Origin of the sequence: Dactylosporangium salmoneum, from assembly GCF_039532525.1 — a bacterium.
Lineage (GTDB): Bacteria > Actinomycetota > Actinomycetes > Mycobacteriales > Micromonosporaceae > Dactylosporangium > Dactylosporangium salmoneum.
Genome location: NZ_BAAARV010000086.1, coordinates 49504 through 75977, shown reverse-complemented (window position 1 = coordinate 75977; position 26474 = coordinate 49504). Strand labels below are relative to the sequence as shown.

The 26474-nt window shown below is 73.4% G+C and carries 25 protein-coding genes and 1 pseudogene; 14 read left to right on the top strand and 12 right to left on the bottom strand.

The window, feature by feature from the left end; genetic code table 11:
- Window positions 1-3: 3 nt before the first annotated feature.
- The 3 genes from ABD352_RS43735 to ABD352_RS43725 all read right to left on the bottom strand — a co-directional run bounded on the left by ABD352_RS43735 (window position 4) and on the right by ABD352_RS43725 (window position 3933).
- On the bottom strand, window positions 4-132 hold the full coding sequence (locus ABD352_RS43735; RefSeq protein ID WP_344618504.1) for a hypothetical protein: 129 nt from the start codon (window positions 130-132) through the stop codon (window positions 4-6).
- A gap of 41 nt (window positions 133-173) precedes the next feature.
- Window positions 174-1649 carry a hypothetical protein gene (locus tag ABD352_RS43730; protein WP_344618503.1) on the bottom strand — a complete coding sequence of 492 codons (1476 nt, stop codon included), beginning with the start codon at window positions 1647-1649 and terminating at the stop codon, window positions 174-176.
- A 70-nt stretch (window positions 1650-1719) separates the two neighbouring features.
- Window positions 1720-3933: a choice-of-anchor J domain-containing protein gene (locus tag ABD352_RS43725; RefSeq protein WP_344618502.1), complete on the bottom strand. Its 2214-nt coding sequence runs from the start codon at window positions 3931-3933 to the stop codon at window positions 1720-1722.
- 470 nt (window positions 3934-4403) lie between these two features.
- On the opposite strand from ABD352_RS43725, the gene ABD352_RS43720 reads away from it, so the two are divergent.
- Genes ABD352_RS43720 through ABD352_RS43705 form a run of 4 tightly spaced genes read left to right on the top strand, consistent with a single transcriptional unit; the run spans window position 4404 to window position 6377 of the window.
- Window positions 4404-4826 carry an STAS domain-containing protein gene (locus tag ABD352_RS43720; RefSeq protein WP_344618501.1) on the top strand — a complete coding sequence of 141 codons (423 nt, stop codon included), beginning with the start codon at window positions 4404-4406 and terminating at the stop codon, window positions 4824-4826.
- A 13-nt stretch (window positions 4827-4839) separates the two neighbouring features.
- Entirely contained in the window at window positions 4840-5685 is an 846-nt protein-coding gene (locus ABD352_RS43715; protein ID WP_344618500.1) for an AraC family transcriptional regulator, read from the top strand.
- A complete protein-coding gene (locus tag ABD352_RS43710) occupies window positions 5682-6092 on the top strand; it encodes a VOC family protein (protein WP_344618499.1) in 411 nt (136 codons plus the stop codon). The genes ABD352_RS43715 and ABD352_RS43710 overlap by 4 nt, the downstream gene beginning before the upstream one ends.
- Window positions 6093-6122: 30 nt before the next feature.
- Complete coding sequence (locus ABD352_RS43705; RefSeq protein ID WP_344618498.1) at window positions 6123-6377, top strand: YciI family protein; 255 nt, start codon at window positions 6123-6125, stop codon at window positions 6375-6377.
- Here ABD352_RS43705 and ABD352_RS43700 read toward each other — a convergent pair.
- The 3 genes from ABD352_RS43700 to ABD352_RS43690 all read right to left on the bottom strand — a co-directional run bounded on the left by ABD352_RS43700 (window position 6325) and on the right by ABD352_RS43690 (window position 9465).
- Window positions 6325-7335, bottom strand: a complete 1011-nt coding sequence (locus ABD352_RS43700) for a glycosyltransferase (RefSeq protein ID WP_344618497.1) — start codon at window positions 7333-7335, stop codon at window positions 6325-6327. The genes ABD352_RS43705 and ABD352_RS43700 overlap by 53 nt on opposite strands.
- Window positions 7336-7383: 48 nt before the next feature.
- Window positions 7384-7737, bottom strand: a complete 354-nt coding sequence (locus tag ABD352_RS43695) for a histone-like nucleoid-structuring protein Lsr2 (RefSeq protein ID WP_344618496.1) — start codon at window positions 7735-7737, stop codon at window positions 7384-7386.
- A 630-nt stretch (window positions 7738-8367) separates the two neighbouring features.
- Window positions 8368-9465: a serine hydrolase domain-containing protein gene (locus tag ABD352_RS43690; RefSeq protein WP_344618495.1), complete on the bottom strand. Its 1098-nt coding sequence runs from the start codon at window positions 9463-9465 to the stop codon at window positions 8368-8370.
- A 191-nt stretch (window positions 9466-9656) separates the two neighbouring features.
- On the opposite strand from ABD352_RS43690, the gene ABD352_RS43685 reads away from it, so the two are divergent.
- Window positions 9657-10190: a hypothetical protein gene (locus ABD352_RS43685; RefSeq protein ID WP_344618494.1), complete on the top strand. Its 534-nt coding sequence runs from the start codon at window positions 9657-9659 to the stop codon at window positions 10188-10190.
- 38 nt (window positions 10191-10228) lie between these two features.
- Here the strand turns inward: ABD352_RS43685 and ABD352_RS43680 are convergent, their stop codons facing one another.
- Window positions 10229-10726: a phosphotransferase gene (locus ABD352_RS43680; RefSeq protein WP_344618493.1), complete on the bottom strand. Its 498-nt coding sequence runs from the start codon at window positions 10724-10726 to the stop codon at window positions 10229-10231.
- Between the two features lie 244 nt (window positions 10727-10970).
- Here ABD352_RS43680 and ABD352_RS43675 point away from each other — a divergent pair, with 244 nt between their 5' ends.
- From ABD352_RS43675 to ABD352_RS43665, 3 genes are all read left to right on the top strand, one after another.
- On the top strand, window positions 10971-12260 hold the full coding sequence (locus ABD352_RS43675) for a ThuA domain-containing protein (RefSeq protein WP_344618492.1): 1290 nt from the start codon (window positions 10971-10973) through the stop codon (window positions 12258-12260).
- An 84-nt stretch (window positions 12261-12344) separates the two neighbouring features.
- Window positions 12345-14588, top strand: coding sequence for a rhamnogalacturonan lyase family protein (locus ABD352_RS43670; RefSeq protein WP_344618491.1), 2244 nt, complete (start codon window positions 12345-12347; stop codon window positions 14586-14588).
- Entirely contained in the window at window positions 14585-16543 is a 1959-nt protein-coding gene (locus ABD352_RS43665; protein ID WP_344618490.1) for a discoidin domain-containing protein, read from the top strand. Before ABD352_RS43670 ends, ABD352_RS43665 begins: the two co-directional genes overlap by 4 nt.
- Window positions 16544-16798: 255 nt before the next feature.
- Here ABD352_RS43665 and ABD352_RS43660 read toward each other — a convergent pair whose 3' ends face one another.
- The 3 genes from ABD352_RS43660 to ABD352_RS43650 form a co-directional block, all read right to left on the bottom strand.
- Window positions 16799-18376, bottom strand: coding sequence for a cellulase family glycosylhydrolase (locus ABD352_RS43660; protein WP_344618489.1), 1578 nt, complete (start codon window positions 18374-18376; stop codon window positions 16799-16801).
- A 93-nt stretch (window positions 18377-18469) separates the two neighbouring features.
- Window positions 18470-19114 (bottom strand): hypothetical protein, encoded by a 645-nt coding sequence (locus tag ABD352_RS43655; RefSeq protein ID WP_344618488.1) that lies wholly within the window; start codon window positions 19112-19114, stop codon window positions 18470-18472.
- A 108-nt stretch (window positions 19115-19222) separates the two neighbouring features.
- The gene (locus ABD352_RS43650) at window positions 19223-19525 is read right to left on the bottom strand and encodes a hypothetical protein (protein ID WP_344618487.1); all 303 of its coding nucleotides are present in this window, start codon (window positions 19523-19525) and stop codon (window positions 19223-19225) included.
- Between the two features lie 91 nt (window positions 19526-19616).
- Here ABD352_RS43650 and ABD352_RS43645 point away from each other — a divergent pair, with 91 nt between their 5' ends.
- Window positions 19617-19943 (top strand): hypothetical protein, encoded by a 327-nt coding sequence (locus ABD352_RS43645; RefSeq protein WP_344618486.1) that lies wholly within the window; start codon window positions 19617-19619, stop codon window positions 19941-19943.
- A gap of 5 nt (window positions 19944-19948) precedes the next feature.
- Here ABD352_RS43645 and ABD352_RS43640 read toward each other — a convergent pair whose 3' ends face one another.
- Complete coding sequence (locus ABD352_RS43640) at window positions 19949-20566, bottom strand: hypothetical protein (protein ID WP_344618485.1); 618 nt, start codon at window positions 20564-20566, stop codon at window positions 19949-19951.
- A 62-nt stretch (window positions 20567-20628) separates the two neighbouring features.
- On the opposite strand from ABD352_RS43640, the gene ABD352_RS43635 reads away from it, so the two are divergent.
- The 5 genes from ABD352_RS43635 to ABD352_RS43615 all read left to right on the top strand — a co-directional run bounded on the left by ABD352_RS43635 (window position 20629) and on the right by ABD352_RS43615 (window position 26180).
- Window positions 20629-21336, top strand: a complete 708-nt coding sequence (locus ABD352_RS43635) for a response regulator transcription factor (RefSeq protein ID WP_344618484.1) — start codon at window positions 20629-20631, stop codon at window positions 21334-21336.
- On the top strand, window positions 21333-22652 hold the full coding sequence (locus ABD352_RS43630; RefSeq protein WP_344618483.1) for a sensor histidine kinase: 1320 nt from the start codon (window positions 21333-21335) through the stop codon (window positions 22650-22652). Before ABD352_RS43635 ends, ABD352_RS43630 begins: the two co-directional genes overlap by 4 nt.
- Window positions 22653-22746: 94 nt before the next feature.
- On the top strand, window positions 22747-23043 hold the full coding sequence (locus ABD352_RS43625) for a hypothetical protein (RefSeq protein ID WP_344618482.1): 297 nt from the start codon (window positions 22747-22749) through the stop codon (window positions 23041-23043).
- 87 nt (window positions 23044-23130) lie between these two features.
- Window positions 23131-23358 (top strand): aminoglycoside adenylyltransferase domain-containing protein, encoded by a 228-nt coding sequence (locus tag ABD352_RS43620; protein WP_344618481.1) that lies wholly within the window; start codon window positions 23131-23133, stop codon window positions 23356-23358.
- A gap of 17 nt (window positions 23359-23375) precedes the next feature.
- Complete coding sequence (locus ABD352_RS43615) at window positions 23376-26180, top strand: NACHT domain-containing protein (RefSeq protein ID WP_344618480.1); 2805 nt, start codon at window positions 23376-23378, stop codon at window positions 26178-26180.
- Here the strand turns inward: ABD352_RS43615 and ABD352_RS43610 are convergent.
- Window positions 26177-26470, bottom strand: a pseudogene (locus tag ABD352_RS43610) (MarR family winged helix-turn-helix transcriptional regulator); the annotation flags it as partial. The gene ABD352_RS43615 and the pseudogene ABD352_RS43610 sit on opposite strands and share 4 nt — an antisense overlap.
- Window positions 26471-26474: the final 4 nt, after the last annotated feature.

The window sequence follows — 26474 nt, the reverse complement described above, 5'->3', positions numbered from 1 at the left end:
GCGTCAGGCGGCCGCGGCGGCGCGGAGGGCACAGGCGCCGCGCCAGTCGCCCTCCCGGCGCAGGCGCTGGGCCTCGGCGATCTGGGCGCGCGTGATGCCGTACCGCGGCCGCCCCTGCAGGTTCGTGGACATCGGGCGCGAGTGCAGTGATCCACCGTCGCGGCCTGCGGAGGTCATGGCGGACGCGGGAGCGCGCGCAGGGCGGCGGCCAGGGCCCGGTTGGCGCCGGGCTCCCCGGCCGCCGCCCGCGGGGTCACGCCACGGCGGTCCTCGGCGTCGGGGTCCAGGCCGGCGGCGAGCAGGCGCGGCAACAGGCGCAGGGCGGCCTCGTCGGGGACCAGGCCCGGCAGCAGGTGCAGCAGGGTGCCGCTGCCGGCCGAGCGGCAATGGGGGTCCAGGCCGGCGTCGAGCATGGCCTCGAGGGTGTCGGCCTCCCCCGCCGCGACCCGGGCCAGCAGCTCGCGGTGCAGCTCCTGCACCTCCCGCAGCTCGCGTGGCGCGCGGGCCAGGACGCCGCGCCAGAACAGCAGGGCGGCGGCGCACCCGGTGGGCCTCGGGCCGCGCAGCGCCAGCAGGGCGGCCTCCCGCTCCAGGTACTCGGGCGGGTGCGGGGCGCTCAGCACGCCGTCGCGGTGTTCCAGGACGTGCCACTCCTCGGCGCACGCCACGCGGACCGGGGCGGGCGGGGGCAGGGGCGGCGGGCCGCAGTCCTCCGGGCCGGGCAGGGCCGGGAACAGGGCGGCGGCGACCATCGGGTGCAGGTCGCGCGGGCCGAGCCGGCCGGCCATGAGGTCGACGAAGTCGGCGGGCCAGAACAGCTCCGTCAGCGGAAGCTCTACGGCGGGATGGCGCCGCAGCCACCTCGAGTCCACGACGCTCAGCCGCGGGGCGGCGGTGTCCAGGCGGTCGAACCAGAAGTACTCGCGCTCGCCGGCGTGCGCCCAGACCACGTCGGCGCCGGTGCGGCGGGCCGCCGCCAGGGCCTGCGGGGCGGCCGGGGCGTCGAAGGGGCGCAGGGTGTCGTGCCACCCGCGGATCCGGTCGGTCAGCTCGGGCTCGACGCCGGCGGCGCGCCACGCGTCGTCCGGGCGGAAGTCGTTGAACAGGCGCACGACCCGCTCGACCGGCGACGCGGGGCCGGAGCCGGGCCGGCCGTCGGCGGTGAAGAACGGCAGGCTCGTCCCGCCGCCGCAGCGGGCCGCCAGGTTGCCTGCCTGCCGGTCGTCCCACAGCTCGCGCAGGCCCGCCAGCGTGGTGGTCTCGTGGCCGTCGGGCGGGCGGCCGAAGCGCAGCGCGAAGCGGGCGGGAGCGCGATCGGGCCAGCCGGTCAGGTAGAGGGCGTCCTCGCCGTACCGGGCCAGGGACGTGACCGCGCGGGCGCCGTAGGCGGTCCACTTGAGGCGCCAGTCGGTGCGGGCCGGGTGGCGCTGCAGGCGCAGGGCGTGCCAGCGCAGGAGGTCCGGGACCAGGTGGCGCAGGTCGTCGGCGAGGTCCGCCCGTTCGGCCACGATGCCGGGGTCGATCGCGACCTCGATGCCGCAGGCGTGGCAGGCGCCGAGCCAGTCGCCCTCGCGCCGCAGGCGTTGCGCCCTCGCGATCTGGGCGCGCGTCACGCCGTACCGCTGCGGCCGCTTGTGATCGTCAGGCATCGCGGCGAGTCTAGACACGGGACGGCCCCACCGCCGCGAGCAGCGGTGGGGCCGCCTGGTGCCGCGCCGGTCAGGACGCGGCGCCACCCGGCTGCAGGACGCCGTTCACCGTGAGGGTGTACGGCGCGTACTGCTGGACCATCTCGGTCGGCTCGTCGTAGGCGACGACCGCCACGACCTTCGGGAACAGCGAGAGCAGCGCCAGCTGGATCCAGTTGAGCTGCAGGCTGTGCACCCCGTTGTACTCGAACTGCCACGCGAAGTGGTTGTTCTCGTCCAGGCCGATGAGCTTCACGTCCCAGTTCTTCACCGAGACCGGCTTGATCTGGGTCGGGGACTTGAACGGCGCCAGGCTGGAGCCGTCGCTGAGCAGGGTGCCGCCCACCGTGATGTCGTCGACGAGGAGACCGCCCTCGTTGACGCCACCGTCGCTGACGTAGCGGAAGCTGAGCAGGATCGACTTGCCGGCGTAGGCCGAGAGGTCGAACGTGTGCAGCTCGAAGCCGTCGGTCGTGCCGTTGAGGCCGGGGCCCAGCGGTCCGGCGACGGTCTTGTCACCCGGGATGGACGTGTACGTCGCGCCGCCGTCGGTCGAGACCTGGACGTAGGCGTAGTCGTACGTGAGCTCGGCGCCGTACTTCGCGAGGAAGGTCAGCGACGCGTTGCTCGCCGGCACGGTCACCGGGATCACGGCGCTCGCGTCGGTGTTGTTCGCGTTACCCGAGAACAGCACCGAGTTGCCGGGCCGGTCCGGGTCGTTGTTCACCAGCGTGTAGGCCAGCGGCAGGGGCGGCAGCTCCGCGACGCCGCTGAACTTCAGCGACCGCAGATCCTTGCCCTTGAGCAGCTTGCCGTCCTTCTGCAGCGGGACGTAGTCCGCGCCGTTGGGCGCGGCCCCGGGCTTGTTGTACGAGGCCGGGTTGTCCAGGTTGACCTGCGCCAGGATGCTCTTCGACGTCACCTTGGACTTCTCGGCGCCGAGCACGATGCCAAACTTGGTGTCGACCGTCTTGTCGACCAGCATCATGGTCTGGAAGTCGTGCAGGACGCTGTACACGTCCTTGGCGCCCTTGGCCTTCACCGCGGCGTCGACGCTGGCCAGACCCTGCAGGTCGGCGTCACGGTGCAGCCGCGAGATGAGGTCGAGACCGAAACGGTCGTAGAGGTACAGGATGAACTGGTACGCGTGGCCGTAGTCGGCCAGCACACCGCTTCCCGTGTTGCCCTCGCCCCAGAGGTTCAGCGAACCCTGGGCGCCGTTGCAGTCGCGCGGGATGGGGTTGTAGGTGGTGACCACCCCGCCGTAGCCCTGGTAGCAGTACACGTGGCTGTCGCCGCCGTAGTCGGCGACCGTGAGGTTCGGGTTGCTGTAGCCGGTGAGCGCCATGGCGAAGTCGGAGAGACCCTCGTTCATCCAGGTCACCTCGTTCGGGTCCGAGTAGCTCTCCAGCAGGTGCTGCCACTCGTGTGCGAACGTGCCCTCGTAGCTGCGCGGCTTCGCCGGGCGGTTCGTGCAGGCGTCGGTCGTCGGCTCGTGGGCCGGGTGGGCACCGGTGCGGTGCGCCCAGTCGAACGCGTCGATCGTCATGACGTTGCGGTCGAACAGCTCGTCGAACTGCGAGGAGAAGAAGCCGGCGATGTAGGTCGGGTTGTTCGCCAGGTCGTAGTAGTTCCCGTCCCGGACGTTGTCGACCAGCGTCACCGTCTTGTCACCGGCGCCCGTGTAGACCCCGCCGTTGCCGTTCTTGTCGGGGCCGAGCAGGGCGTGGCTTCCGTCGCGGCTCTCCGGCGTGCTGAAAGCCGCGGTCTCCTTGGGGTACATGTTGTTGTCGAACTCGCTGATGAAGTTCGTCACCTGCTCATCGGTCACCGCGGTGGAGCCGGCACCGGCGTTGCGGCAGTCGCCCGCCGGGAACGTCGTGTCGACGGCCACCCAGATCTCGATGTGCTGCCCCACGCCGCGCAGGACGTAGTTCTTGCGGTACAGCGTCCCGTTGTAATCGTCGGAACCCAGCCACTGGCGGACGGTGCCGACCGGCGGGGTGTCCGCCGCGACGAGCGTGGAGCGCTGCTGCGCCTTGCTGCTCGCCATCTTCGACGTGTCGAGAGCCTTGCCGTCCAACGTGAACTTCGTGCGGGTCATCTCCCGCGTGTCGTCCGGGGACGTCACGGCCTTCGCCGGGGCCTTCGCGGGCGCGGCGGCGGCCGGCATTGCCGGCAGCGCGACGAGCACCGGGACGGCCAAGGCGGCGGCCGCGGCTGTGGCCAGGCCTTTTCTCACCATGGAGCCTCCTAACGACGGCGCGCGGCACCCGGCGGGATTCACCGCCTGGGCCCGTGCGCCGGGTTCGGGTTCATATTGACAACGCACACTATCGCCGCGTTGCACATGGACGCCTGTCGCATCGAAGGTGAAGGGTCTTCGCAAGGGGTTGCCGAGGTTGCCCGACGTCACCGCATCGTGGTTCCGTGCGGCTGCCGCCGGGCGCGACGCAACGTCCGGGGTCGCCCGATCGGCCCGGATACGCAGCGTGACGGCCGGATTGCGGTCGCCTGTGTGCCCGACGCGTAAACCGGTCATCGGGTTGCGTCGGCGGACAAAGTCCCCCGGGAAACACCCGGCCGGGCCAGGGTCGGCCCCGTCCGAACGATCACGGACCGCGACGTCCGGCGGGCCGGGCACCCTCCGGACGGACGGGGAAGGCGGCTGGACAGCGGTACACCGAAGGTCATCGCGGACCGTATCGTCGCAGCATGGCAGCCCTGACCCTCGCGGTGGAACGACTCGCTGCCGCCACGGTCCTGTCCTGTCACGGGTCGCTGGTGGCGGCCAGCGCGATGCAGCTGGAGACGGCCCTGTCCCAGGTGCTGCTGCGGCCGCAGGTCAGGATCGTCGTCGACCTGGGTGCGGTGGCGTCGATGGACTGCACCTGCGTGATGATGCTGCGGGTCACCGCCGGGATCGCCGCCGAGCAGGGCGGCACGCTGGTGCTGGCGGCGCCGGGCCCGGCGGTCGTGCACACGCTGCGTGAGGGCGGGACACTGTCGAGCATCCCGACGTACCGCAGCGTCCAGGCCGCCCTGGACGACGACGCGTCGGCGCTGATCGGCGAGGCGGAGGCGGCGCCGGCCACCACGCCGTGGCCGGTGAACCAGGCGGATCGCCGCAGCGCCTGAGTAGATTGGCGGCATGGCCTCGGAGTACTTCCGCTGGCGGCCGGCCCCGGCCGTGCGGCCCTTCGCGGCCTGGTACTCCGGCTACGCGCAGGACGGGCTGCCGCCGTCGCGGCACCGGGGGCTGCCCTCGCCGTACCTCACCCTCATCATCGCGCTCGGCGAGCCGCTGCGGATCGCGGCCCATCCGGACCCGGCCACGCCCCCGGGGCGCTACGACACGCTCGTCGGCGGCCTGCACACCACCCCGGCGATCGTCGTGCACGGCGGGCGGCAGGCCGGCATCCAGGTGGCGCTGTCGCCGCTGGGCGCCCGGTCGCTGTTCGGGTTGCCGGCCGGGGAGCTCGCCGGCGCGGACCTCGACGCCGCCTGCGTGCTGGGGCCGCTCGCCGCCGAGGTGCACGAGCGGGTGGCGCTCGCGCCGGACTGGCCGGCGAGGTTCCGCGTCGTCGACGAGGTGCTCACCCGGCGGGCCGACCCGGACCGCGGGCCCGCGCCGGAGGTGGCGTTCGCGTGGCGGCGGCTCTGCGCGTCCGGCGGCACGGTCTCGCCGTCGCAGCTGGCCGGGGCGACGGGGTGGAGCGGGCGGTACCTCAGCCGCCGCTTCGGCGTCGAGATCGGCCTGTCGCCGAAGGTGGCGGCGCGGGTGGCCCGGTTCGACCGGGCGCGGCGGCGGCTGCAGGAGTCCGGCGGGGCGCGCCCGCTGGCCGCGCTGGCCGTCGAGTGCGGGTACTACGACCAGGCCCACCTCACCCGCGAGTTCGCGGCCCTGGCCGGGCTGCCGCCGGCCCGCTGGTGGGCGGAGGAGTTCCGAAACATGCAAGCGCCGGTGGACCTGGCCGCGGCAGAGTCGACGGCATGAGTGACGACAAGGTTCCGGCCCCGCAGGTGTGGCCCACGCTGCGGGCGCGCGACGCCCGGGCGCTGATCGGGTTCCTCGTGGAGGCGTTCGGGTTCGAGGAGACGGCGGTGTACGGCGAGGGCTCCGTCGTCGAGCACGCGCAGCTCTCATGGCCGGAAGGCGGTGGCATCATGCTCGGCAGCGACCGCGACGACGGCGGCCCCTGGCGGCTCACGCCGGGATCCTTCGGCTGCTACGTCGTGTGCGCCGACCCGGACGCCCTGCACGCGCGGGCGGTCGCGGCCGGGGCGACGGTGATCCAGGGCCTCAACGACACGGACTACGGCTCGCGCGGGTTCGCGGTGCGCGACCCGGAGGGCAACCTCTGGTCGTTCGGCACGTACCGGGGGGAGCCGCGGGCCGTGTAGAGGTCCGGGCGGCCGCTCCGACCGTGTGGCATGACGAAGTTCGTGTTGCTGCATGCCCCCGGGGCGGCCGCGCCGCCGCCCGACGCGGGCGGGGAGCTGATGGAGGCGCGGCGCCTGGCCGACCCCAGCCTCGCCGTGCGGGTCGGACCGCCGCCGTCTTCCTTCGGGGGGTACTGGATCGTCGACGTCGACTCGCTGGAGCGGGCCGTGGAGATCGCGGCCGCGGCGGGGGTCAGCGTCGAGATCCGGCAGGTGATGAGCGATCGGGCGGGGCCGGATCTGTGACGCCCACCAGCTGCGCCAGGAGCCGCTTGAGCTCGGCGAGGTGCGCCGGCGGGTAGACGCGCCCGGCCGGGTCCACCACCTGGTCCACGGTTCGCAGGAGGCGCCAGGCCTCGTTCGCGTGGCCCAGCTGGGCGAGCGCCTGGGCCTCCAGCCAGTTGCAGTAGCCCGGGTCCACGCCCTCGTCGCGCAGCTGCCGGGCCAGCAGGACGACCGCGTCGTCGTGGCCGGCGCCGAGCAGGAGGCGGGCCAGCGCGTCCGTGCCGAGGATCCACTGCCTGGTGCCCGGCGCCGTCGCCCGGAGCTGTTCGAAGGTGTCGACGGCCGCCTGGAGCCGGCCGGCGCCCACGTAGCTGCGGGCCAGGTCGAGCAGGATGGTCGGCCGGTCGGAGGCATCGGACACCTCATGCCAGCGCCGCTCGGCCAGGGCGACGTTGCGGACGGACTTGCGGTGCCTGGTCCCGGCGTCCTCGTAGCCGTGGTGGATCAGGTGGAGCGCCTCGCGGGGCATGGCCGGCCGGTCGCCGTCGGGGGCGAGGCGCTCGTGGACCCGGCCCTCCCAGCGCAGGGCGGCCGGGCGGAACAGGCGGGTGGCGCGGTGCGTGTACGGCAGCTCGTCGTGCCGGTTGTCCAGCTCGACGACGAACGCGTCGGCGGGCGCGGCCGCCAGCCGGGTCCGCAGCCGCCCGGGGACGGCCACGGCCCGCTCGTCGGCGTCGATGCTGAGCACCCAGTCCGGCGCGCCGGCCGCCGCGACCGCCGCGTTGCGGGCGGCGGCGAAGTCGTCGCGCCACTCCCCCGCGCTGACGGTGGCCCCGAGGGAGCGGGCCAGCTGCGGGGAGCCGTCGGTGGAGCCGGTGTCGTGGACGTGGACGCCGTCGACGACACCGCCGAGGGAGCTGAGGCAGCCGGGCAGGTGGGCCGCCTCGTCCCGGACGATGAGCACCGCGACGAGGTTCACCCCAGCCGGATCGGCCCGCCGGGGCCGTCCTTGAGCACTTTGTTGCGACTACCGCCCCGTCGCGGCGTGGTACTGGTCGACGATCTCCTGCTTGATGCGCCCGCGGTCGGAGACCTGGAATCCGGCCTCCTGCGCCCATTCCCGGATGGCCCGGTTCTGGTCGCGGTCGCCGCGCGTGGTGCCCCGCCCCCGGCCCGGGGCGGTTCGGGCCCCAACGGTCGCGCTGCGCCCGACCTTGGTCCCCGCGGAAATGTAGGGCTTGAGCGCCGCCCGCAGTTTCTCCGCGTTCTTCTTGGACAGATCGATCGAATACTGCACGCCGTCCAACCCGAAGCTGACGCTCTCGTCGGCGGGCTTGCCGTCCAGATCGTCGATCAGTTCCTGAATGACACGCTTGGCCATGTCGGCCGACCTCCCGTGAGCGGCGTGGGAAGGGCCGCAAGAATGCGCCGGCCCGCGCAAACAGTATCGCCAATGGATTGATTAAGCGCCAGATAGTGCCGCCAAAACTGTTCTTCACCGATCGTGTCGGTTCAATTACGGGCACCCCGGGCCGGGCCGGCGGTCTATCCTGTACGGATGGCCGCTCGTCGCGCGGCCGGAGTTCTCCTGGGACCACCACCGCTGGCCCCGGCCTGAATGGCCTGACCGGCGACGACGGCCCGGCCACCCGCCGCCGTTGACCACGATCGCGATGGACTGTTTCTCCAGCCTTCTCCGGCCCGGGTGACGCCGGCATGTTCGGCCCGGTGCACGTCCCGCCGATCTGCCGCACGCCGCCGCCGGCGGGCCGGCGTTCCTGCCCGACTCGTGCCGCAATGACACGCGCAGGACGACGAGGGGATGCGCGCCCGCCGGGACCGAAGGGCGACTATTTCCACGCCGATCCGATGGCCGGCCCGAGCCGCCCCGTGAACCGGGAATCGAGATCGGAGTGCCGCGCGCCCTTTACCGGGCGATGCGCCACCCGTCATCCTGATCCGGCAATTGCGCCGCGGCATTGATCAGGTCCGGCGGCGCGCGTTTCGCCGGTCAGGCCGGCAACGGCGGGCAGGCGGCCAGCAGCGCCTCGGCCACCGCGTTCTGCGCCCGCGCGCCCTCCGCCCGGGCCGGCAGGTCGTTGGTCAGGTACGCCACGGCCAGGCGGCGGGTGGGGTCGGCCCACGCCACGCACACGTTGCTGCCGTTGTGCCCGAACGCCTGCGGGCTGCTGGTGCGCCCCATCGGCCTCGGCCGCTGCGGGAACAGGCCCGGCCCGCCCAGCTGGAACCCCTGCGACCATCGGATGGGCAGCCGGATCAGCGCGTCGATCGTGCCGTCGCTGGTCGGCGTCGTGGCGACGCGGAGCGACTCGGGGCTGAGCACCCGCACTCCGTCCAGCGCGCCCCCGGCGGCCAGCGCGGCGTAGAGCACCGCCAGGTCGCGGGCCGTGGTGGACACGCCCGCGGCCGGGATGACGGCCTGCCGGAGGGGGCGGCGGTTGAGGTACGCGGCGGTGACGGCCGGCCCGGCGCCCCGGCCGCGGATGGGCACGTGCCTGGGCCACGCCGCGTCGGGCAGGCCGAGGTGGGTGTCGCGCAGCCCGAGCGGGCCGAGGATCTCCGCGGCGAGGAGCTCCCGGATCGGCGTGCCGGTCACCCGCTGGAGCAGCTCGCCGAGCAGGAAGCCGTAGCTGACGTACTGGTAGGCCGGTCCGCCGCCGGGGGCGAAGCGCGGCCGGGCGCGCTCGATGGCGCGGACCGAGGCGGCCCAGTCGGTCATGGCCATGGCGTCGCGCAGGGCCGAGCGGGCCACGGGCAGGCCCGAGCGGTGCCGCAGGACGTGCCGGACCGTGATGGCGTCCTTGCCGTTGGCGCCGAACTCGGGCCAGTGCTTCGCCAGCGGGTCGTCCAGCGAGAGCGCGCCGCGCTCGGCGAGGCGGTGCACGAGCAGCGCGGCGAAGGGCTTGCTGGTGGAGAAGGTCCAGAAGAGGGCGTCCGGGGCGCAGCCGTAGGCCCGGTCCAGGACCACGGCGCCGTCGCGCACGACGACCAGCTGGGCGGCGCCGGCCCGCTGCCGGGCCAGCCCGGCGGCGGCCTCCAGGCCCTCGCGGTCGACGTCGCCGGTGTCGCGCTCCCCCCAGTCCAGCACGGCAACCAACCTAGACCCTGCCTGCACCGCCGCCGCACCGGCGCCTCCGCCGTCCGCCTGGCAGAAGCCGGTGAACCCTGGCAATAGCCTGGCAAAGGCTCCGCCCCGCACCCGGTGGGTCGAAGTCAGGCGCGGGCCGGGTCGACGAGCGATCCGGCGGTACCGCGAACAGCACCACGGACGGAGCAACTGTGACCTCGATCAGCGGCATCAGTGGCATCTCGGGCTCGTACGGCATCCAGTTCCAGGCGAGCCGGCCGCCGCAACGGCCCAAGGACGGGCAGGACCCCCTCGAGCCGGTGGCGAAGGCGCTGAGCCTGTCCGCCGGCGACCTCAAGAGCAAGCTCGAGGACGGCAGCAGCCTCAATGAGATCGCCGAACAGCAGGGCGTTTCGCACGACGACCTCATCGCGGCGATCAAGGCCGGCAAGCCCAGCGACGCGCCGGCCGCCCCCGACGGCGTCTCCGACGACGAGATGGCCGAGAAGATCGCCGCCCAGCAGGGCCGCCCCGGCCCGCCGCCCGGCGGTGGCGCGGGCGGCCCGGCGGGGCTGCGGGACAGCTCGAAGCTGCAGCAGCTCGGCACGCTGCTGAACAGCGACACTGACGACCTGAGCCAGCTCAGCGCGACGGAGCTGGTGAAGAAGTTCCAGAGCAAGGGCCTGAACCTGGACCAGCTCAGCTCCGTGCTCAACAGCGGCGACCTGGTGGACGTCAAGGCCTGAGCCCCCGCAGGAGCGGCCGTGGGGCCGCGCGGCCGCTCCTAACCGTCCACTTCGGACAGGACCGCCGCGATGCCCCGGCGGCCGAGGGCGGCCAGGAACGGGTTGGTGTCGCGGTAGTACGGCAACGCCGCCAGCGCCATGCCGAAGGCCTTCGCGCGGCCGCGCCGCCACGTGTCCTCGTCGGGCGCGAGCGCGGCCCGGAACTCGGCCCGCCCCGGGCCGTCGAGCAGCAGCCAGGCCGGGAGCAGGTCGGCGGCGGGGTCACCGACCGCGAGGCAGCTCCAGTCGAGCACGACGGCCAGGGTGCCGCCGCGCACGAGCAGGTTCCCGGCGTGCAGGTCGCCGTGGATCCACACCGGCGGGCCGGCCCACTCGGGCGCGGCCCGGTCGGCCTCCCAGACGGCGGTGAGCCGCGCCGGGTCGTACTCCCCGGCGAGCTGCTCGATCGGGGCCGAGACGTCCCAGTCGCGCAGGCTCGCGCCCCGCTCGCCCGGCCGCGCCGGCGGTGGGCCGGCGGGCCTGCGAGGTGGCCGCACCCGCCACGCCGCGGTCGCGCGCCGGCACAGTCACGCCCGGTCACGTCCGATCGGATCGACCTGGCCGCCGCCGTCCCTCTGCGCCCTTCATCCTGACCTGCGCGGACGCGGTCACGGAGCGTTAATTCGCGACTTAACTTAACTATTAGGGTTCTTTACCTTGTGCGGGCGGTCATCGATGGCCGATGATTCGAACGAGCGGATCCGCCCATCCCTCCCGCCTACACCCGAAGGACCCCCTACCGTGCGCAGAAAGCTGGCGCTGCTCGCGCTTGCCCTGTTGACGGCGGCCGGGGTGGGTATCGCCATCCGACCCGCCCTCGCCGCCACCCCGTTCAAGGTGCTCGCGTTCTACAACGGCACCTGGGACGCCGCCCACATCGACTTCGACAAAGAGGCCAAGGACTGGTTCCCTGCCCAGGGGGCCCAGAACGGCTTCACGTGGGAGGCGACCACCGACTGGAGCCGGCTCAACGCCGGCAGCCTGGCGCAGTACAAGGTGATCATGTTCCTGGACGACGCGCCGCCGGCCGCCCAGCGCAGCGCCTTCCAGCAGTACATGCAGAACGGAGGCGCGTTCTTCGGCTTCCACGTGAGCGCCTTCACCACCGATCCCGGCTCGTGGAGCTGGTACTACAACACGTTCCTCGGCTCGGGCGCGTTCCAGACCAACACGTGGGGGCCGACCCGGATCACCTACAAGGTCGAGGACCGCAACCACCCGTCGACGGCCGGGCTCCCGGCGACGTTCACCTCCGCGGTCTCCGAGTGGTACTCGTGGAGCAACGACCTGCGGCAGAACCCGAACATCGACATCCTGGCGTCGGTCGACCCGAGCAGCTTCCCGGTCGGCACCGACCCGAACCAGTCGTGGTACAGCGGCTACTACCCGATCCTGTGGACGAACCGCAACTACAAGATGCTGTACGCCAACTTCGGCCACAACGGCATGAACTACGACACGAACACGCGGACCTCGTCGACGTTCGAGAGCGCGAACCAGAACCGCTGGATCATCCAGGGCCTGCAGTGGCTGGCGGGGCAGTCCACGACCACGCCCCCCTCGTCGGCATCGCCGTCGGCCCCGCCGACCTCCAGCGGGCCGATCACGCCGGGCCAGTACTACTCGATCGTCAACAAGAACAGCGGTAAGTGCGTCGACGCCCGGTCGGCCGGCACCGCGAACGGGACGGCGATCCAGCAGTACACGTGCAACGGCACCAACGCGCAGCACTACCGCTTCCAGTCCACCGACAGCGGCTACAGCCACATCGACAACCAGGCCAACCCGGCCCAGTCGCTGGACGTGACGGGCAAGTCCACCGCGGACAACGCGCCGATCCAGCTGTGGGCGTACGGCGGCGGCACCAACCAGCAGTGGCAGCCGGTCGCCGAGGGCGGCGGGTACTACCACTTCGTCAGCCGGGCCACCGGCAAGTGCCTCGACACCCCCAGCGCGTCCACCGCGGACGGCGTGCAGCTCGTGCAGTACGCCTGCAACGGCACCGGCGCCCAGTCCTTCCGCCTGCAGTAAGTTTCACCGGTCCCGGGACCGCCGGCCAGTGGTCCCGGGATCGACAGGTTTCTCTTTCCTGGTCGCCGGTCTACGGTCCGGCCCATGCGGAGACTCCTCGCCGCCTCGGCGGCATTCCTGGCGACGGCCGGTGTCACCGCCGCCGCGGTCCACGGGGCCGCGGCGGCGTCCGGCTGCCGCGTCACCTACACGGTGACCAACGAATGGCAGGGCGGCTTCGGCGCGAGCGTCGACGTCACCAACCTCGGCGACCCGGTCAGCAACTGGGTCGTCACGTGGACGTTCGCGAGCGGCCAGGCGGTCACGCAGGCCTGGAACGCGACGGTGACGCAGAGCGGCCTGTCGGTGCGGGCGGCCGACGCGGGCTACAACGGCTCCATCGCGACCGGGGGCACGGTCTCGTTCGGCTTCAACGGCTCGTTCGCCTCGTCCAACCCCGTGCCGGCGGACTTCGCGGTGAACGGCGTGGCGTGCGGCGGCGTTGTTACCCCTTCGCCGTCGACCTCGACCTCGCCGCCGTCCTCGCCGACCGGCCGCCAGATGGAACGACTCGACCGCGGTCTGATCTCCGTGCGCTCCGGCAACGGGAACCTGGTCTCGTGGCGGCTGCTGGGCACCGAGGCGCTGGACACCGCCTTCAACCTCTACCGTGCCGGCACGCGCATCGCGACCGTCACCGATTCTACCAACTATCTCGACGCCGGTGGGGCCGCCGACGCCTCGTACACCGTGCGCGCGGTGGCCGGCGGGGTCGAGCAGGCCGCCTCCCCGGCATCGCTGCGGTTCACCGGCGGGGGCTATCTCGACGTACCGATCCAGTCACCCGGCTCGATCTACAGCGCCAACGACGCTTCGGTCGGCGACCTGGACGGCGACGGGCAGTACGAGATCGTGCTCAAGTGGGACCCGAACGACTCGAAGGACAACTCGCAGTCGGGCGTCACCAGCAACGTGTACGTGGACGCCTACCGGCTCACCGGCCAGCGGCTGTGGCGGATCAACCTCGGCCGCAACATCCGGGCCGGCGCACACTACACGCAGTTCCAGGTCTTCGACTACGACGGCGACGGCAAGGCCGAGGTCGCGATGAAGACCGCCGACGCCACGGTGGACGGCACCGGACGGGTCATCGGCAACGCCTCCGCCGGCTACCGTAACTCCTCCGGCTACGTGCTGTCCGGCCCGGAGTACCTCACCATGTTCAACGGCCAGACGGGCGCCGCGATGTCCACAGTGGACTACGATCCCCCGCGCGGCACGGTGTCCAGCTGGGGCGACAGCTACGGCAACCGGGTCGACCGCTTCCTGGCGGGCACGGCCTACCTGGACGGCCAGCACCCTTCGCTCATCATGGCCCGGGGGTACTACACCCGCTCCGTCATCGCCGCGTGGGACTTCCGGGGCGGCGCCCTGACCAAGCGCTGGGTGTTCGACAGCAACGCGTCGGGCAACTCGGCGTACGCCGGCCAGGGCGACCACCAGCTCGCCGTGGCCGACGTCGACGGCGACGGCAAGGACGAGATCGTGTACGGCGCCATGGCCGTCGACGACAACGGCACCCGCCTGTGGAACACCGGCAACGGCCACGGCGACGCGCTGCACGTCGGCGACCTGGACCCGTCCCGCCCCGGCCTGGAGGAGTTCAAGGTCGACGAGGACGGCTCGAAGCCCTCGTCGTGGATGGCCGACGCCCGCACCGGCCAGGTGCTGTGGACCACGCCCCCGAACGGCGACAACGGCCGCGGCGTGTCCGACGACATCTGGGCCGGCAGCCCCGGCGCCGAGTCGTGGTCCGCCGCCGCGGACGGCCTGCGCGACCCGCACGGCACCGTGGTCGCCACGCGCAAGCCCGGCTCGACGAACTTCGTGGTCTGGTGGGACGGCGACACCACCCGGGAACTGCTGGACGGGACACACATCGACAAGTACGGCACCTCGGGCGACACCCGCCTGCTGACGGCCTCCGGCGTGCACGCCAACAACGGCACGAAGTCCACCCCGTCGCTCTCGGCCGACCTGCTCGGCGACTGGCGCGAGGAGGTGATCTGGCCGACGACGGACAACACGGCGCTGCGCATCTACAGCACCCCGACCCCGACGACCACGCGCCTCTACACGCTGATGCACGACAGCCAGTACCGGACCGCGATCGCGTGGCAGAACACGGCGTACAACCAGCCCCCGCACCCGTCGTACTTCATCGGCACCGGCATGTCCACCCCGCGCAAGCCCGCCATCTACGTTGCGTCCGCGTCCCTCACGCTGCGTGCAAGCGGCAGCGGCGGCCCGGCGGTGGCGCCGGTGGCAGGCGGTACTGTGCCGGGGTGACCGAGGAGCAGAGCGAGCCGACCGCCCGCTGGGTGGACCACCGCCTGCTGATCCCGCCCGGCTGGCTGGCCGTCGACGTCCCGCCGCTGGAGATCCCGGACGACGTGGAGGGCCTGCTCCTGCTCGGCGCGGGCTCCACGGCGGTCCCGCTGCCCCTACCCGTGGTGACGCCGGACGGCCCGGTGGTGGTGACTCCGGGCGGGACGCTCTTCGCCGAGGCCGGCTGGTGGCGGCACACGCCCGACGGCAGCCGGACCCCGCTCGGCCCGCGCTGGCCCCCACCGGCCTGGCAGGCACCGGAGGTGACACTCACCCCGATGCCCGCCGGCTGGCTGCTGGGCACCCCATCGGAGCTGGCCCTGTCCGTGGCGGCCGATCCCGCACGCCCGCGCCTGCTGTTCAACACCGCCGACTCGCTGGCCGACACCCTTCGAACGCTCCCGGAAGACGTGGAGCTGGTCCCGCTCCTCCCCGGCCAGGGCGCCGGCCGCCCGCCGGCCCTGGCCGCCGCGGCCGCCCTGGGCAGGCCGGTGCGCCTGGTCAACGGGGTGCCACTGCACACGCCCGCGGGCGACGTCGTGGTCCACGCCCTCGACGCGGCCGGCCACCCGGTGTGGGCCGAGCCCGCCTGGCTGCTGCAGATGCTGCCCGACGGCCGCGAGGAGGTGCTGTCGTCCACGCCGCCGCAGCCGTCCCTGCGCCCCCTCGACGCCGCCACCTACGGCATGGACCTCGGCTGGCTGGTGCGCGTGTGGAGCGACGGCCTGCACGCCTACCCGACGGGCCCCCTCCCCCCGGCCCGAGGCCGAGCCACGCTGCGTAGCGCGACGACTCCCATCGGCCATGATCGTTCCACGGATTTGGATGCATCGGCTACGGTGGAGGAGATAGGCCCGGTTCCGCCGCCGAAGTCGTCCGTTCTCCCTAGTCGGCGCCGTGACCCCGATGGCCGCTATCGGGTCGAAGTCGGCACCCCGGGCCTCGAGATCAACGACCTGCTGTGGCCACCGCTGTCGGCACTGTTCACGGCTGCGCTGACCGACCTGCCGGCCCCCGTGGACATCACGGTCATCGGCGACGCGAGCCCGTGGGGCCTGGCCGCCGCCCGCGAACTCGCCGACCGCCACCCCGGCGACACCGCCGCACGCCCGAAGCCGTTCCTCGCCGCCGAACCGCTCCCCCTGACCGACCTCCCGTCCCCCGCGCCCGCCGCCGCTCCCCCAGCCCGCCGCCGGCGCACGCTGCTCGTCGCGGCAGTGGTCGCCGTCCTCGTCCTGCTGGGCGTGGGCATCGCCGCCGCCTGGCCCGGCGGCGGGGCCCCGCTGGACGGCGGCCAGGCGAGCGGCGAGCAGCACGGCCTGACGTCGGACCCCTCCGCGACCACGACACCCACCCAGGCCCGCCGGTCCGGCTCCCCCTCCCCGGCGTCGACCCGCTCCGGCGCCCCGTCCGCGAGCGCCGCCCCGTCCTCCAGGACGACCGGCGGCCCGAGCGCGACGGCGGCGCCCAGCCAGACGGTCGCCAACGCCGCCGACGGGGTCAACCTCGCGGCGGGGCGCAGCACGCGGGACAGCGGCCACACCCAGGCGTACGGGTCCGGGAACGTCACCGACGGCGACGCGATGAGCTACTGGGAGAGCCGCAACGGGGCCTTCCCGCAGTGGGTGGAGGTGGACCTCGGGGCGCCGGCCGAGGCGCGGCGGGCGGTGCTGCGGCTGCCGCCGTCGAGCGCGTGGCCGGACCGGACGCAGCGGATCGAGGTGCTGGGCAGCACGGACGACAAGGACTTCACGTCGCTGGCGGGGGCGGCGACGTACACGTTCTCGGGCGGGTCGGGGCAGCGGGTCAGCGTGGCGTTGCCGGGCGGGCAGTGGCGGTACTTCCGGCTGGTGTTCACGGCGAACAGCGTGCAGCCGGCGGGGCAGTTGTCGTCGTTGGAGCTGTACCGGGGCTGAGCCGCCCGCCGGGGTCGCTCCGCGCGCGGAGCGACCCCGGGGAAGGCGCCGAATCCCTTCCCCGGGGCCGAATCCCCCCAGTAACGCCCTGCCGGCGCCCAATCGCGCCGCAACCTACGGCTTACGTCCGTTTCAACGACATTCGATGGGATTTGGTGGCGAGCGGACCAGGACCGGGCCACCGCACCCCGCCCGCCGCCCCACCAGGCCGCGGCCCGCGACCAGAATGGGCGATTTGCGCCGATAAATCGGGACTTATGAGCAGGTGGAGCCGTTCAGCGCGACCCCCGACGGGGCCGGGGTCGACGGGCCGTTGGCGGTGAAGCCGATCGTGGCCGAAGCGCCCGGCGCCAAGGAGGCCGACCAGCTCGGAGCCTGCGCCGTGAACGTCGTCCCCGACTGGGTCACGGTCGCGTTCCACCCGCTGCTCAGCGTCACGCCGGAAGGCACGGTCCAGGTGGCGGTCCACGGATTGACCGCCGCGCTCCCCGTGTTCTTCACCGTCACGCTGGCCTGGAAGCCGCCCTGCCAGGCATTGTCGATCTTCACCGTCGCGGTGCAGCCACCGGTGGGCGGCTGCGGTGAGGGTGAGGAGGAGGACGTCGGGCCGGTGCCGCCGCCGACCGGCGGGATGAGGTACGGCTGCAGGATCGACTGCTTCTGCTGGTTGACCGTCTTCCAGTCGTCGCCGACGATGCCGCCCGTGTCGCCCGAGTTCGGGTTCCACGACCAGTAGGTGAAGTTCATGCCCGTGACGCCCGTGCCCATGTACTGCATCAGCTTCTGCAGCCACACCACGTCCTGCGGGCTCTGCAGCGTGCTGCCGAACTCGCCGACGAGCACCGGCGCGATGTTCTGCTTCTGCAGGTAGCCCCAGAACTGGTCCCAGATGCCCGGGAGGTTGTCCGGGAACGAGGGGTCGTCGAACCACGCCTGGTGGTAGACGGAGTTGCCGTACTCGTGCGCGGAGTAGACGAGCTTGTTGGGCTTGTTCAGGCGGACCGGGAACTGGCCGGCCTTCGACAGGTTGCCGCCCCACCAGCCGCAGGGCTCGTCCGGGATGTTGTCCCAGACGTTGGCGTTGCCGCCGCTGGGGCACGAGACGCCCTCCACGACGATGAGCCAGTTCGGGTTGGCCTCGAGGATGGCGTTGCCGGCCCGCTCGGCGGCCAGGCGCCAGTCGCGGTTCACGTCGCCGCAGCCCCAGCAGGCGCCGGTGCCGCTCGGGTCGGTGCCGTCGGCGTGCGGCTCGTTGTGCAGGTCGGCGCCGATGACGGCCGGGTTGTTCGCGTAGTGGCGGGCCAGCATCTGCCAGTTGGCGATCCAGGTCGACTCGGGCGTGGCCGGGACGTACCACAGGGCGCTCTGGCCGGCGGCGGTCGGGCGGTGCCGGTCGAGCAGGATGCGCATGCCCTTGCTGCCGGCGTAGTCGACGACCTTGTCGAGGATCTGCAGCGGCGTGAGGCCCTGCAGGTCCGGGTTGCTGTACCCGTCGACGCTGTTCGCCTGGGCGCCCGCCTTGAGGGCGTCGTCGGAGTACGGCACCCGGATGGTGTTGTAGCCGAGGCTCGCCATCTGGTCGATGTGGTCGCGCCAGGGCCGCGCCCACAGGCCGTGGAACGTCTTGTTGTCGGTCTCCATGCCGAACCAGTTGAGGCCGGTGAGCCGCACCTTGGCCCCGGTGGAGTCCACGAGCTGCGCGCCCTGGGTGCTCAGGTACCCGGTCCCGGTGCCGCCGACGGCCGCCGATGCCGTGCCGGTGAGCCCGATGACGGCGACCGCGCCGGCCACGGCCATGCTGCTGGCCGCGACGGCGGCCCAGAGTCTCCTCATGCGGGTTTCATAGGAGCCGGATGCCGTACCGCAACAGCCGCGCCCCGAGCGCATCGGTATGCGCGCAGCTCAGGGACGTACAACCGGGGAAACTTACACCGCCGGCAAAGCGGCCAGCAGCTTGGTGTGCGCGTCCAGGACCTGCGCGGCGGCGGTCTTGGTGGCCGGGTCGGACCCGGCCCTGCCCTCGGAGGTGGCCAGCGCGACGGTGCCGGTGAGGTGCTCGCGCAGGACGGCGACGGCCTTGGCGGCGCGCTGGTCGGCGGGTGCGTCGCGGACCGCGGCCAGGTCGGCGTCGAGCACCATGCCGGGCAGGTCGTGCCCGGCGTGCTCGGTCGGGTTCTCGATCCCGCCGCCGGCCACCAGCGCGGCCCGCAGCGCCACGAGCTCGGCCTTGTGCCCGTCGGACCCGCTCGCGGCGGCCGGCTGCAGGGCGGGCTGGTCCTTGATGAGCTCGAACAGCGGCAGCGCGCTGTTGTCGAGCGAGATCATCAGCTGCAGGAAGGCGAGGTCGGTCGGGTTGAGCACGCCGACCACGTCGGGGTCGCCGGTGGGCGGGACCAGGGCCGGCGCGCCCGGCTCGTGCGCGGGGCGGGCCCACAGGACGACGACGGCGAAGGCGGCGACGAGCACCACGGCGACGGCGATCACCCGCCGCCAGACGTCCCGGCGGCCGGGCTCGTCCTCGGCGACGCCTGCTTCCGCGTCGTCAACATCGTCAACAACCGAAGCGCTCACGTGATGACGGTAAATCCGGTCCCGGGACCGATGCTATTAGCTGCGCATTAAGTTGTCCCGATGATTTTCGGGGCCCGCGAATAACGCTTTTAACCGCGATTTCAGGTACTAGACGTCGCCGAGGTGCTGGCGGCAGCATCCGGCGCCGCCGAGGTCGTCCGGGGCGGCCGCGCGCATGCCGTAGTCGGCCGCCGCGCCGATCTGGGCTTCCTCGCCGGGGTAGCGCAGGCGCAGCTCACGGTCGCGGTCGGCGTCGCCGAGCCGGGCCAGCGAGACGATCTGGGCGTCGGTCAGCGGGCCGGCCGCCGCGTATGCCCGGGAGATGTTGCGCGCGCGTTCGGCGGGATACCACGTCCCCAGTTCCGTGCGCAGGCGTGCCGCCGGTTCGCCACCCTGAAACATTTGCCACATCCCCATCACCTCACCCTCAGCCTCACCCGTTCGCGGACGGGTGGCAACTCGGGGGACCGAATCTCTCTCCGCCGGGGGGACAATCGATCATGTGAACCGGCTCGCGCGCGTCCCGCTCGTGCTCGCTTTCGCGGCGCTGTGGGGACTCGGGGCGCACTGGCTCGGCTTCGGCCTGCTCGACGAGCGGTTGCCGGTCGCGCTCGGGGCGGCCTTCGCCGGCGGTGCGGTGGTGTACCGCGTGAGCCCGGGCGAGGTGCGCTGGTGGCCCGCCGCGCTCGTCGAACCCCGCCGCGGGGTGGAGCTGGCGGCCCGGATCACGGTCCCGCTGTGCGCGGCCTACGTGCTGATCCTCGCCCTCGGCGGCGCCCTGTCGGACCTCGCGGCCCGGCGGCGCTTCCGCCGGCACATGCTGTCGTAGCCGGATCAGGTCCCGATGCGCGTGACGTCGCCGTGCGGGGTGTTCTGCCACCACATGCAGTCGACCAGCCAGGCCGCGTTGCCGTGGGACGAGATGAACTGGACCACCAGCCGGGTCGGCTCGGTCTGCGACTGCGCCACCGAGTAGCCGTCGCGCGGGGTGGCGGTGACGACCGAGACGACGCCGCCGCGGATGCGGATCACCGCGTCGCCGCCGTCGGTGCGGAAGGACTTGAGGTACACGTCGACGCCGTCGGAGCCGGTGGTCACCGTCCAGCCGTCGACGTAGCGGGCGGGGGCGGCGCTGGTGGGCCGGGCGCCCGCCGTGGTCGGGGCGGCGCCGCTGGTGCGCGGGGCCGGCGGCGGGCTGGCGGGCGGGCTGAACGCCGAGCCGGGGTCGGAGATGATGGTCGGCGACGGGCCGGGCGGGTCGAGGCTCGGCGGCGGCAGGGTCTGGGTCACCACCTCGCGGCCGCCGGCCTGCTCATCGGTGGCGACGGGCACGGAGTCCTGGGGCACGGCGGTACGCAGCACGGGGCGCAGCGCCAGCGACGCCACCCCGATACTCGCGGTGGTGGCCAGGCACCACAGCAGTACCGGCACGGCGCCTCGACGAACCCGCATTCCGGCAGTCTCTCATGCGGGTCCGAACGGAGGAGCCGAGCTGCGACCGATAGCGTGTTGCCATGCCGCTCATCCTGCTCGTCGAGGACGACGTCGCCGTGTCCGGCGCCCTGTCCCGGGCATTGACCGACGCCGGTCACGTGGTGCGCCCGGTCGGCAACGCCGGGTCAGCGCTGCGGGTCATCGCCACCGACCCGCCGGACCTGGTCATCCTCGATCTCGGCCTGCCCGACATGGACGGCCTCGACGTGCTGCGGATGCTGCGCGGCATCTCCAACGCGCCGGTCATCGTGGCCACCGCCCGCCGCTCCGAGCGCGACATCATCCGGCTGCTCGACGCCGGCGCCGACGACTACGTCACCAAGCCGTTCTCCAGCGCCCAGATGTCGGCCCGGATCAACGCGGTGCTGCGCCGCGGGCAGGGCACGCCGGGCCCGGCCGCACCCCCGGCCGGCGTGACCGTCGGCGCGCTGCACGTGAACCCGCAGCAGCGCTCGGCCTCGATCAACGGCCGGCCGTTGCAGCTGACGAAGAAGGAGTTCGACCTCCTGGCGTACCTCGCCCAGCGCGCCGGCCGCGTGGTGAGCCGCCGGGAGCTGCTCACCGAGGTGTGGCAGCGCCCGGACAGCTCGGGCGAGGACCAGACGATCGACGTGCACGTGTCGTGGCTGCGCCGCAAGCTGGGCGAGAGCGCCACCCAGCCCCGCTACCTGCGCACGTTCCGCGGCGTCGGCGTGATGCTGGCGGACCCGGAACAGGCACCCGCATGAGATCCGCGCTGATGCGCCTGTCGTTCGCGATCACGTCGATGATCGCGCTGGCGTTTCTCGTGCCCCTGGCGTACGTCACCAAGCAGATCGCCCACGACCGCGCCCTGGCCGAGGCCCGCTACCAGGCCGACGCCATGGTCGCCGCGCTCGCCTCCGTCCCCGGCAACGGCTCGGGCTCCCTGGACCGCGCCGTGGCCACGGTGCCGGCGGGGCAGTCGGGGCGGCTCGCGGTACACCTGGTGGGCGAACCGACGGTCGGCACCAGCCACGCGTTGTCGGCGGACGTCGACCGGGCCGCCCGCCAGCGCCGGTCGCTCACCACCACCGCCCCCGGCGGCCTCGCCTACCTGCAGACCGTCGTCCTCGACGGCGACCGCACCGCGGTCGTGGAGGTGTACGTCTCCGACGGCGACCTGAGCCGCGGCGTCGGCGCCGCCTGGCTTGCCCTCGCCGGCCTGGCCGTGGTCCTGGTCGCCGGCTCGACCCTCGTCGCCGACCGGCTCGGCGCCCAGATCGTGCGGGCCACCCGCAAGCTCGCCGAGGGCGCCCGCGCGTTCGGCGACGGCGACCTCAAGGCCCGCGTCGAGCCGGACGGCCCGCCGGAGCTGCGCGACGCCGCCCGCAGCTTCAACCGCATGGCGGAGCAGATGGTCGCCTTCGCCGACGCCGAGCGCGAGCTGGCCGCCGACCTCTCCCACCGCCTGCGCACCCCGCTGACCGCCCTGCGCCTCGACGCCGACGCGATGCCCCCGGGCCCGATCGGCGAGCGCATGCGCCAGGCGTTCGACGCCCTGGACGACGAGATCGAGCAGATCATCACCGCCGCCCGCCGGTCCGCGGCCGACCGTACCCCCGAGACGACCGACCTCGTGGAGGTCGTCGCCGACCGCCTGGCCTTCTGGTCGGTGCTGGCCGAGGACCAGAACCGCCCGTGGCGCGTGACGGGCGGCCACGAGCCCGTGTACGTCCCGGTCTCCGAGTCGGATCTGGTGTCGGCCGTCGACTGCCTGCTCGGCAACGTCTTCCAGCACACCCAGGAGGGCACCGCCTTCGAGGTGCACGTCTCCGCCCGCGGCCTCATCGTCGACGACGCCGGCCCCGGCATCACCGACCCCGACAAGGCCCTCCGTCGGGGCGCCAGCGGCGCCGGCTCCACCGGCCTGGGCCTGGACATCGTCCGCCGCGTCGCCGAGACGGCCGGCGGCCGCCTGGTCATCGAACGCTCCCCCTTGCGCGGCGCGAGGATCGCCATCGAGCTCGACCCGTTCGCCCCGGAGGTCGCCAGCCACCGCCCGGCGAGAAAGATCGTCCGCTGACCCCCTTGGCCACGCTCCTCGAATCGACCCTGGGCGGCGCCCTGGAGGGGGCGTACCTGGTCGGCTCGGCGTCAGCGACCTGGACTTCGTCGCCGTGCTGCGCACCGCCCCCACCCCGGCCCAGCTGACCGCCCTGGCCTCCGTGCACCACGGCCTGCGCCGCACCCGCCCCCTGCTGGACGGCTGCTACCTGACCGGATCCGACCTGTCCGCGGGCCCGTCGGCCACCCCGCCCCGCCCGTGCGTCCACGCGCACCGCTTCAACCCGGCCGGCACCTTCGCCCACGACCCGGTCACGTGGCACACCCTGGCCGCCCACGGCGCCCCGCTGCCGGGCCCGCCACCGTCCACGCTGGACATCTGGCAGGACACCGCGGCCCTGCGCGCCTGAACCCGGGCGAACGCCGCCGGCTACTGGGCCCGCTGGCTGCGCACCCGCACCCCGCTGCTGCTGACCGACCGGGGCGTCGCGTGGGGCGTGCTGGGCCTGGCCCGGCTGCGGTACACCATGCAGACCGGCGCCATCACCTCGAAGACGGCCGCCGCCGGGCACGCGCTGCAGGTCTCCCCGGCGTCGCACCACCGCATCCTGGAGGAGGCCCTGCGCCTGCGCCGCGCCGACGGCCCGCCCCGCTCCCGCTCCCGCCCGGCCCGCGCCAGAGACGCGGCTGCATACATGCGCGCCGCCGCCACGGACCTGACCTGACCGAGCACAATCGATCCATGCCGAAGGGCCTCAGCTACGCCGACGCCGTGAAGCTCCTCACCGGTGGCGAGCCAGCCGCGATCCTCGATCTGGAGTCGCTGCTCGCGATGGCGGCGCCGCGGCCGGCGGCGTCCACTCTGGACCGGGTCCGCCGGCTCCAGGCCGCGAACGCCGTCCTCGTGATGACCGCGCTCGTCGAGGTCGTGCCAGCCGAGCTGCACGACATCGATCCCCCCGCCCTCGGGCCCGCGGTGCCGTTCGGGGAGTACCTCGCCCGCCTTCATCAGTGGTACGTCGTGTGGGCGACGATCCTGGCCGAATCCCGGAGCGACCCGGCGGCCGTCATGGCGGACCGGGCGGTCGGGCGTTACGAGGCAGGCTATCGGCGTCTCGCCGCGGCCTTCCCCGAGGTCGGGATGTGGGCCGGGCGGGTCGGCCCGGGCACCGGGGACGCCCCGCTCGCCGAGATCCTCGCCGCCCTCGACCCGGCCCGCGAGCGCGCCGAGTGGCGCCGGCTGCTCGACGCCGCGCACCAGGCGGACGTACGACGGCCGGTGGCCGGCGACGAGCAGGACACGACCGGCTGCGTCGTGCCGTCGCTCGACGCCAGCTACGTCACCGCGCGGTTCCGGGCCCGGGCCGGCGGCCGTGCCGACAACCCCGCCGACGAGGGCTGGTGGGAGAAGGCGCCGGTCCGCGCCGACCTGCTGTGGTTCGTCGCCGCGCACCTGAGCACGCCGGAGGCGGCCGCCGGGCCGCTGGTGGTGCTGGGCCAGCCGGGCTCCGGCAAATCGGCGCTGACCCGGATCCTCGCCGCCCGCCTCGGCGTCGGCGACTTCATGCCCATCCGGGTGCCGCTGCGGGATGTGCCGGCCGATGCGGATGTGCAGGAGCAGATCGAGCACGCCGTACGGCTGGCCGTCAACGAGCGCACCACCTGGCCCGAGCTGGCCCGGGCGGCCGCGGGGGCGCTGCCGGTCGTCCTGCTGGACGGGTTCGATGAGCTGCTGCAGGCGACCGGCGTCGGCCAGTCGGACTACCTGCTCAAGGTCGCCCGGTTCCAGCAGCAGCAGGAGGAGCTGGGGCGGCCGGTCGCCGTCGTGGTGACCAGCCGCATCGCCGTGGCGAACCGGTCGCCGCTGCCCGACGGGGCGATCGTCGTGCGCCTCGAACCCTTCGACGAGCCGCAGGTCGAGGCCTGGCTGTCGGTCTGGAACGGGATCAACGCGGAGGTCTTCGCGCGGCGCGGCGTCCGGCGCCTCGGCGCCGCCACCGCGCTGTGCTGGCCGGAGCTCGCCGTCCAGCCGCTGCTGCTTTTCATGCTGGCGCTGTATGACGCCCAGGACAACGCGCTGTCCAGCGGCGTCGACGACGGCCTGACCCGGGCGGCGCTCTACGAGCGGCTGGTGGTCAGTTTCGCCGAGCGTGAGGTGCGCAAGGACCGGCCCGGCCCGCTCGCCGCGGCGGTCGAGCGGGAGCTGCTCCTGCTGTCGGTGGTCGCCTTCGCGATGCTCAACCGGGACCGGCAGTGGGTCACGACCACCGAGCTGGACGCCGACCTGGCCCAGCTGGACCTGGCCGGGGCCGCGGCGGACACCGGCTTCGCCGATCCGCAGACCGCGGGTGAACGGGCGCTGGCCCGGTTCTTCTTCGTCCACCGGGCCCAGGCCGTGGTCCAGGAACGCAAGCGGTACACCTACGAGTTCCTGCACGCCACGTTCGGCGACTTCCTCGCGGCGCGGCTCGTCGCGCGGGTCGTCGGTGACGCGGTGGCCCGCGACGCGGCCGGCGCCTCGGCACTGCGGCCGGCGGCGCCGCACGACGACCTGCTCTACGCGCTGCTGAGCTTCGCGCCGCTGAGCGGGCAGGACGCGACGACGCTCGACACGCTGTCGGCGCTGCTCGGCCCGGACGCCTACGACTGGCTGTGCCGCGCGTTCCGGCTGGCGGTGACCCGGCCCGACGTGCCGGCACACCGGTATGCGCCCGCGCCGCTGCCCGCCGGGCACCGGCTGCTGCGCTACGGCCTGAACCTGGTGCTGCTCGCCTGCTGCGCCAAGGGCGAGGTCTCGGCGGCCGATCTCTTCCCCGACGACCCGGACCCTGCCGGCCGCCTCGGCCGCGCCGCGCACGGCTGGCAGTGCACCCTGACCCGGTGGCAGTGGTCGGGGATCGCCGACAACCTGCGGGTCGAGCGGCTCTGGCTCGCAGACCGGCGCGAGACCCGGCTGCGCTGGAACGCCGGCGCCGCCCCGGTCTTCGACGCCTACTGGAACCACGGGTTCGGCCCGGACTCCAACGTCTGGGAGTTCGACGCTGGCGGCGGGTTCAGCGGGCTCGCCAAGGCCAACCGGGCGGCGAACGCGATGGCGCTGCGGGCGGACCGGGACGAGGAGGTGCTCGCCCACGCCCTCGAACCACTGCGGCGGGTGCTGCAGCCGGCCATCATCAGCTTCGCCGTGCACGAGCGGCAGCAGGCGGAGTCCGTGGCGCACAGCCTGATCCGGGCGTGGGTGACGGCCGCGGGCTCGGCCGGGGCGCAGGAGCTGCACGCCGCTGGCGAGCGCCTGGTCCACGCCGTGACCAGCTACGCGTGGGGCCTGGAACGGTGCGAGGAGGGGGGACGGGCGATCGACTTCACGCTGGCGTGGCTGGCCGCGAACGCCAAGCTCCTGCCGCCCGCGGCCATGGAGTCATGGCTGACGGCGATCGTCCAGTGCATCCAGTTCACCCCGGCCCACAAGCCCGGCGTCCTCATGTGCGCGCACCGCCACAATCCCGGCGGATTCCCCGCGGTCTCCGCCGCGCTCCGGCACACCTAAGGGAGCAGGCGTTGGAGTAGGGCGTCCAGGGTGGACAGTTCGGCGGGGGTCAGGGCGGAGAAGGACTTCGTCAGGACCTGTTCCACCACGCGCTGGCCCTCCTCGCGCAGGGTGTCGCCCTTCTCCGTCAGGCGGTGGCGGATGGCGCGGCCCTTGGTGGGGACGCGTTCGATCAGGCCCCGGTCCAGCATTCTCGCGGCGAGGGTGCCGAAGGACTGGTCGGTCTGGAAGGTCAGCTGGGCCAGGTCGTGCAGGGAGGCGTCCGGGTTGCGGTGCAGGTGGCGCAGGGCGTCC

What these genes read in the sequence shown, in the direction of transcription:
- ABD352_RS43715 (WP_344618500.1), top strand. Translation starts at nt 4,840, where the DNA reads ATGGCCTCGGAGTACTTCCGCTGGCGGCCGGCCCCGGCCGTGCGGCCC.
- ABD352_RS43670 (WP_344618491.1), top strand. Translation starts at nt 12,345, where the DNA reads ATGCGGAGACTCCTCGCCGCCTCGGCGGCATTCCTGGCGACGGCCGGT.
- ABD352_RS43630 (WP_344618483.1), top strand. Translation starts at nt 21,333, where the DNA reads ATGAGATCCGCGCTGATGCGCCTGTCGTTCGCGATCACGTCGATGATC.
- ABD352_RS43730 (WP_344618503.1), bottom strand. Translation starts at nt 1,649, where the DNA reads ATGCCTGACGATCACAAGCGGCCGCAGCGGTACGGCGTGACGCGCGCC.
- ABD352_RS43695 (WP_344618496.1), bottom strand. Translation starts at nt 7,737, where the DNA reads ATGGCCAAGCGTGTCATTCAGGAACTGATCGACGATCTGGACGGCAAG.
- ABD352_RS43725 (WP_344618502.1), bottom strand. Translation starts at nt 3,933, where the DNA reads ATGGTGAGAAAAGGCCTGGCCACAGCCGCGGCCGCCGCCTTGGCCGTC.
- ABD352_RS43720 (WP_344618501.1), top strand. Translation starts at nt 4,404, where the DNA reads ATGGCAGCCCTGACCCTCGCGGTGGAACGACTCGCTGCCGCCACGGTC.
- ABD352_RS43615 (WP_344618480.1), top strand. Translation starts at nt 23,376, where the DNA reads ATGCCGAAGGGCCTCAGCTACGCCGACGCCGTGAAGCTCCTCACCGGT.
- ABD352_RS43635 (WP_344618484.1), top strand. Translation starts at nt 20,629, where the DNA reads ATGCCGCTCATCCTGCTCGTCGAGGACGACGTCGCCGTGTCCGGCGCC.
- ABD352_RS43660 (WP_344618489.1), bottom strand. Translation starts at nt 18,376, where the DNA reads ATGAGGAGACTCTGGGCCGCCGTCGCGGCCAGCAGCATGGCCGTGGCC.
- ABD352_RS43710 (WP_344618499.1), top strand. Translation starts at nt 5,682, where the DNA reads ATGAGTGACGACAAGGTTCCGGCCCCGCAGGTGTGGCCCACGCTGCGG.
- ABD352_RS43640 (WP_344618485.1), bottom strand. Translation starts at nt 20,566, where the DNA reads ATGCGGGTTCGTCGAGGCGCCGTGCCGGTACTGCTGTGGTGCCTGGCC.
- ABD352_RS43650 (WP_344618487.1), bottom strand. Translation starts at nt 19,525, where the DNA reads ATGTGGCAAATGTTTCAGGGTGGCGAACCGGCGGCACGCCTGCGCACG.
- ABD352_RS43705 (WP_344618498.1), top strand. Translation starts at nt 6,123, where the DNA reads ATGACGAAGTTCGTGTTGCTGCATGCCCCCGGGGCGGCCGCGCCGCCG.
- ABD352_RS43735 (WP_344618504.1), bottom strand. Translation starts at nt 132, where the DNA reads ATGTCCACGAACCTGCAGGGGCGGCCGCGGTACGGCATCACGCGCGCC.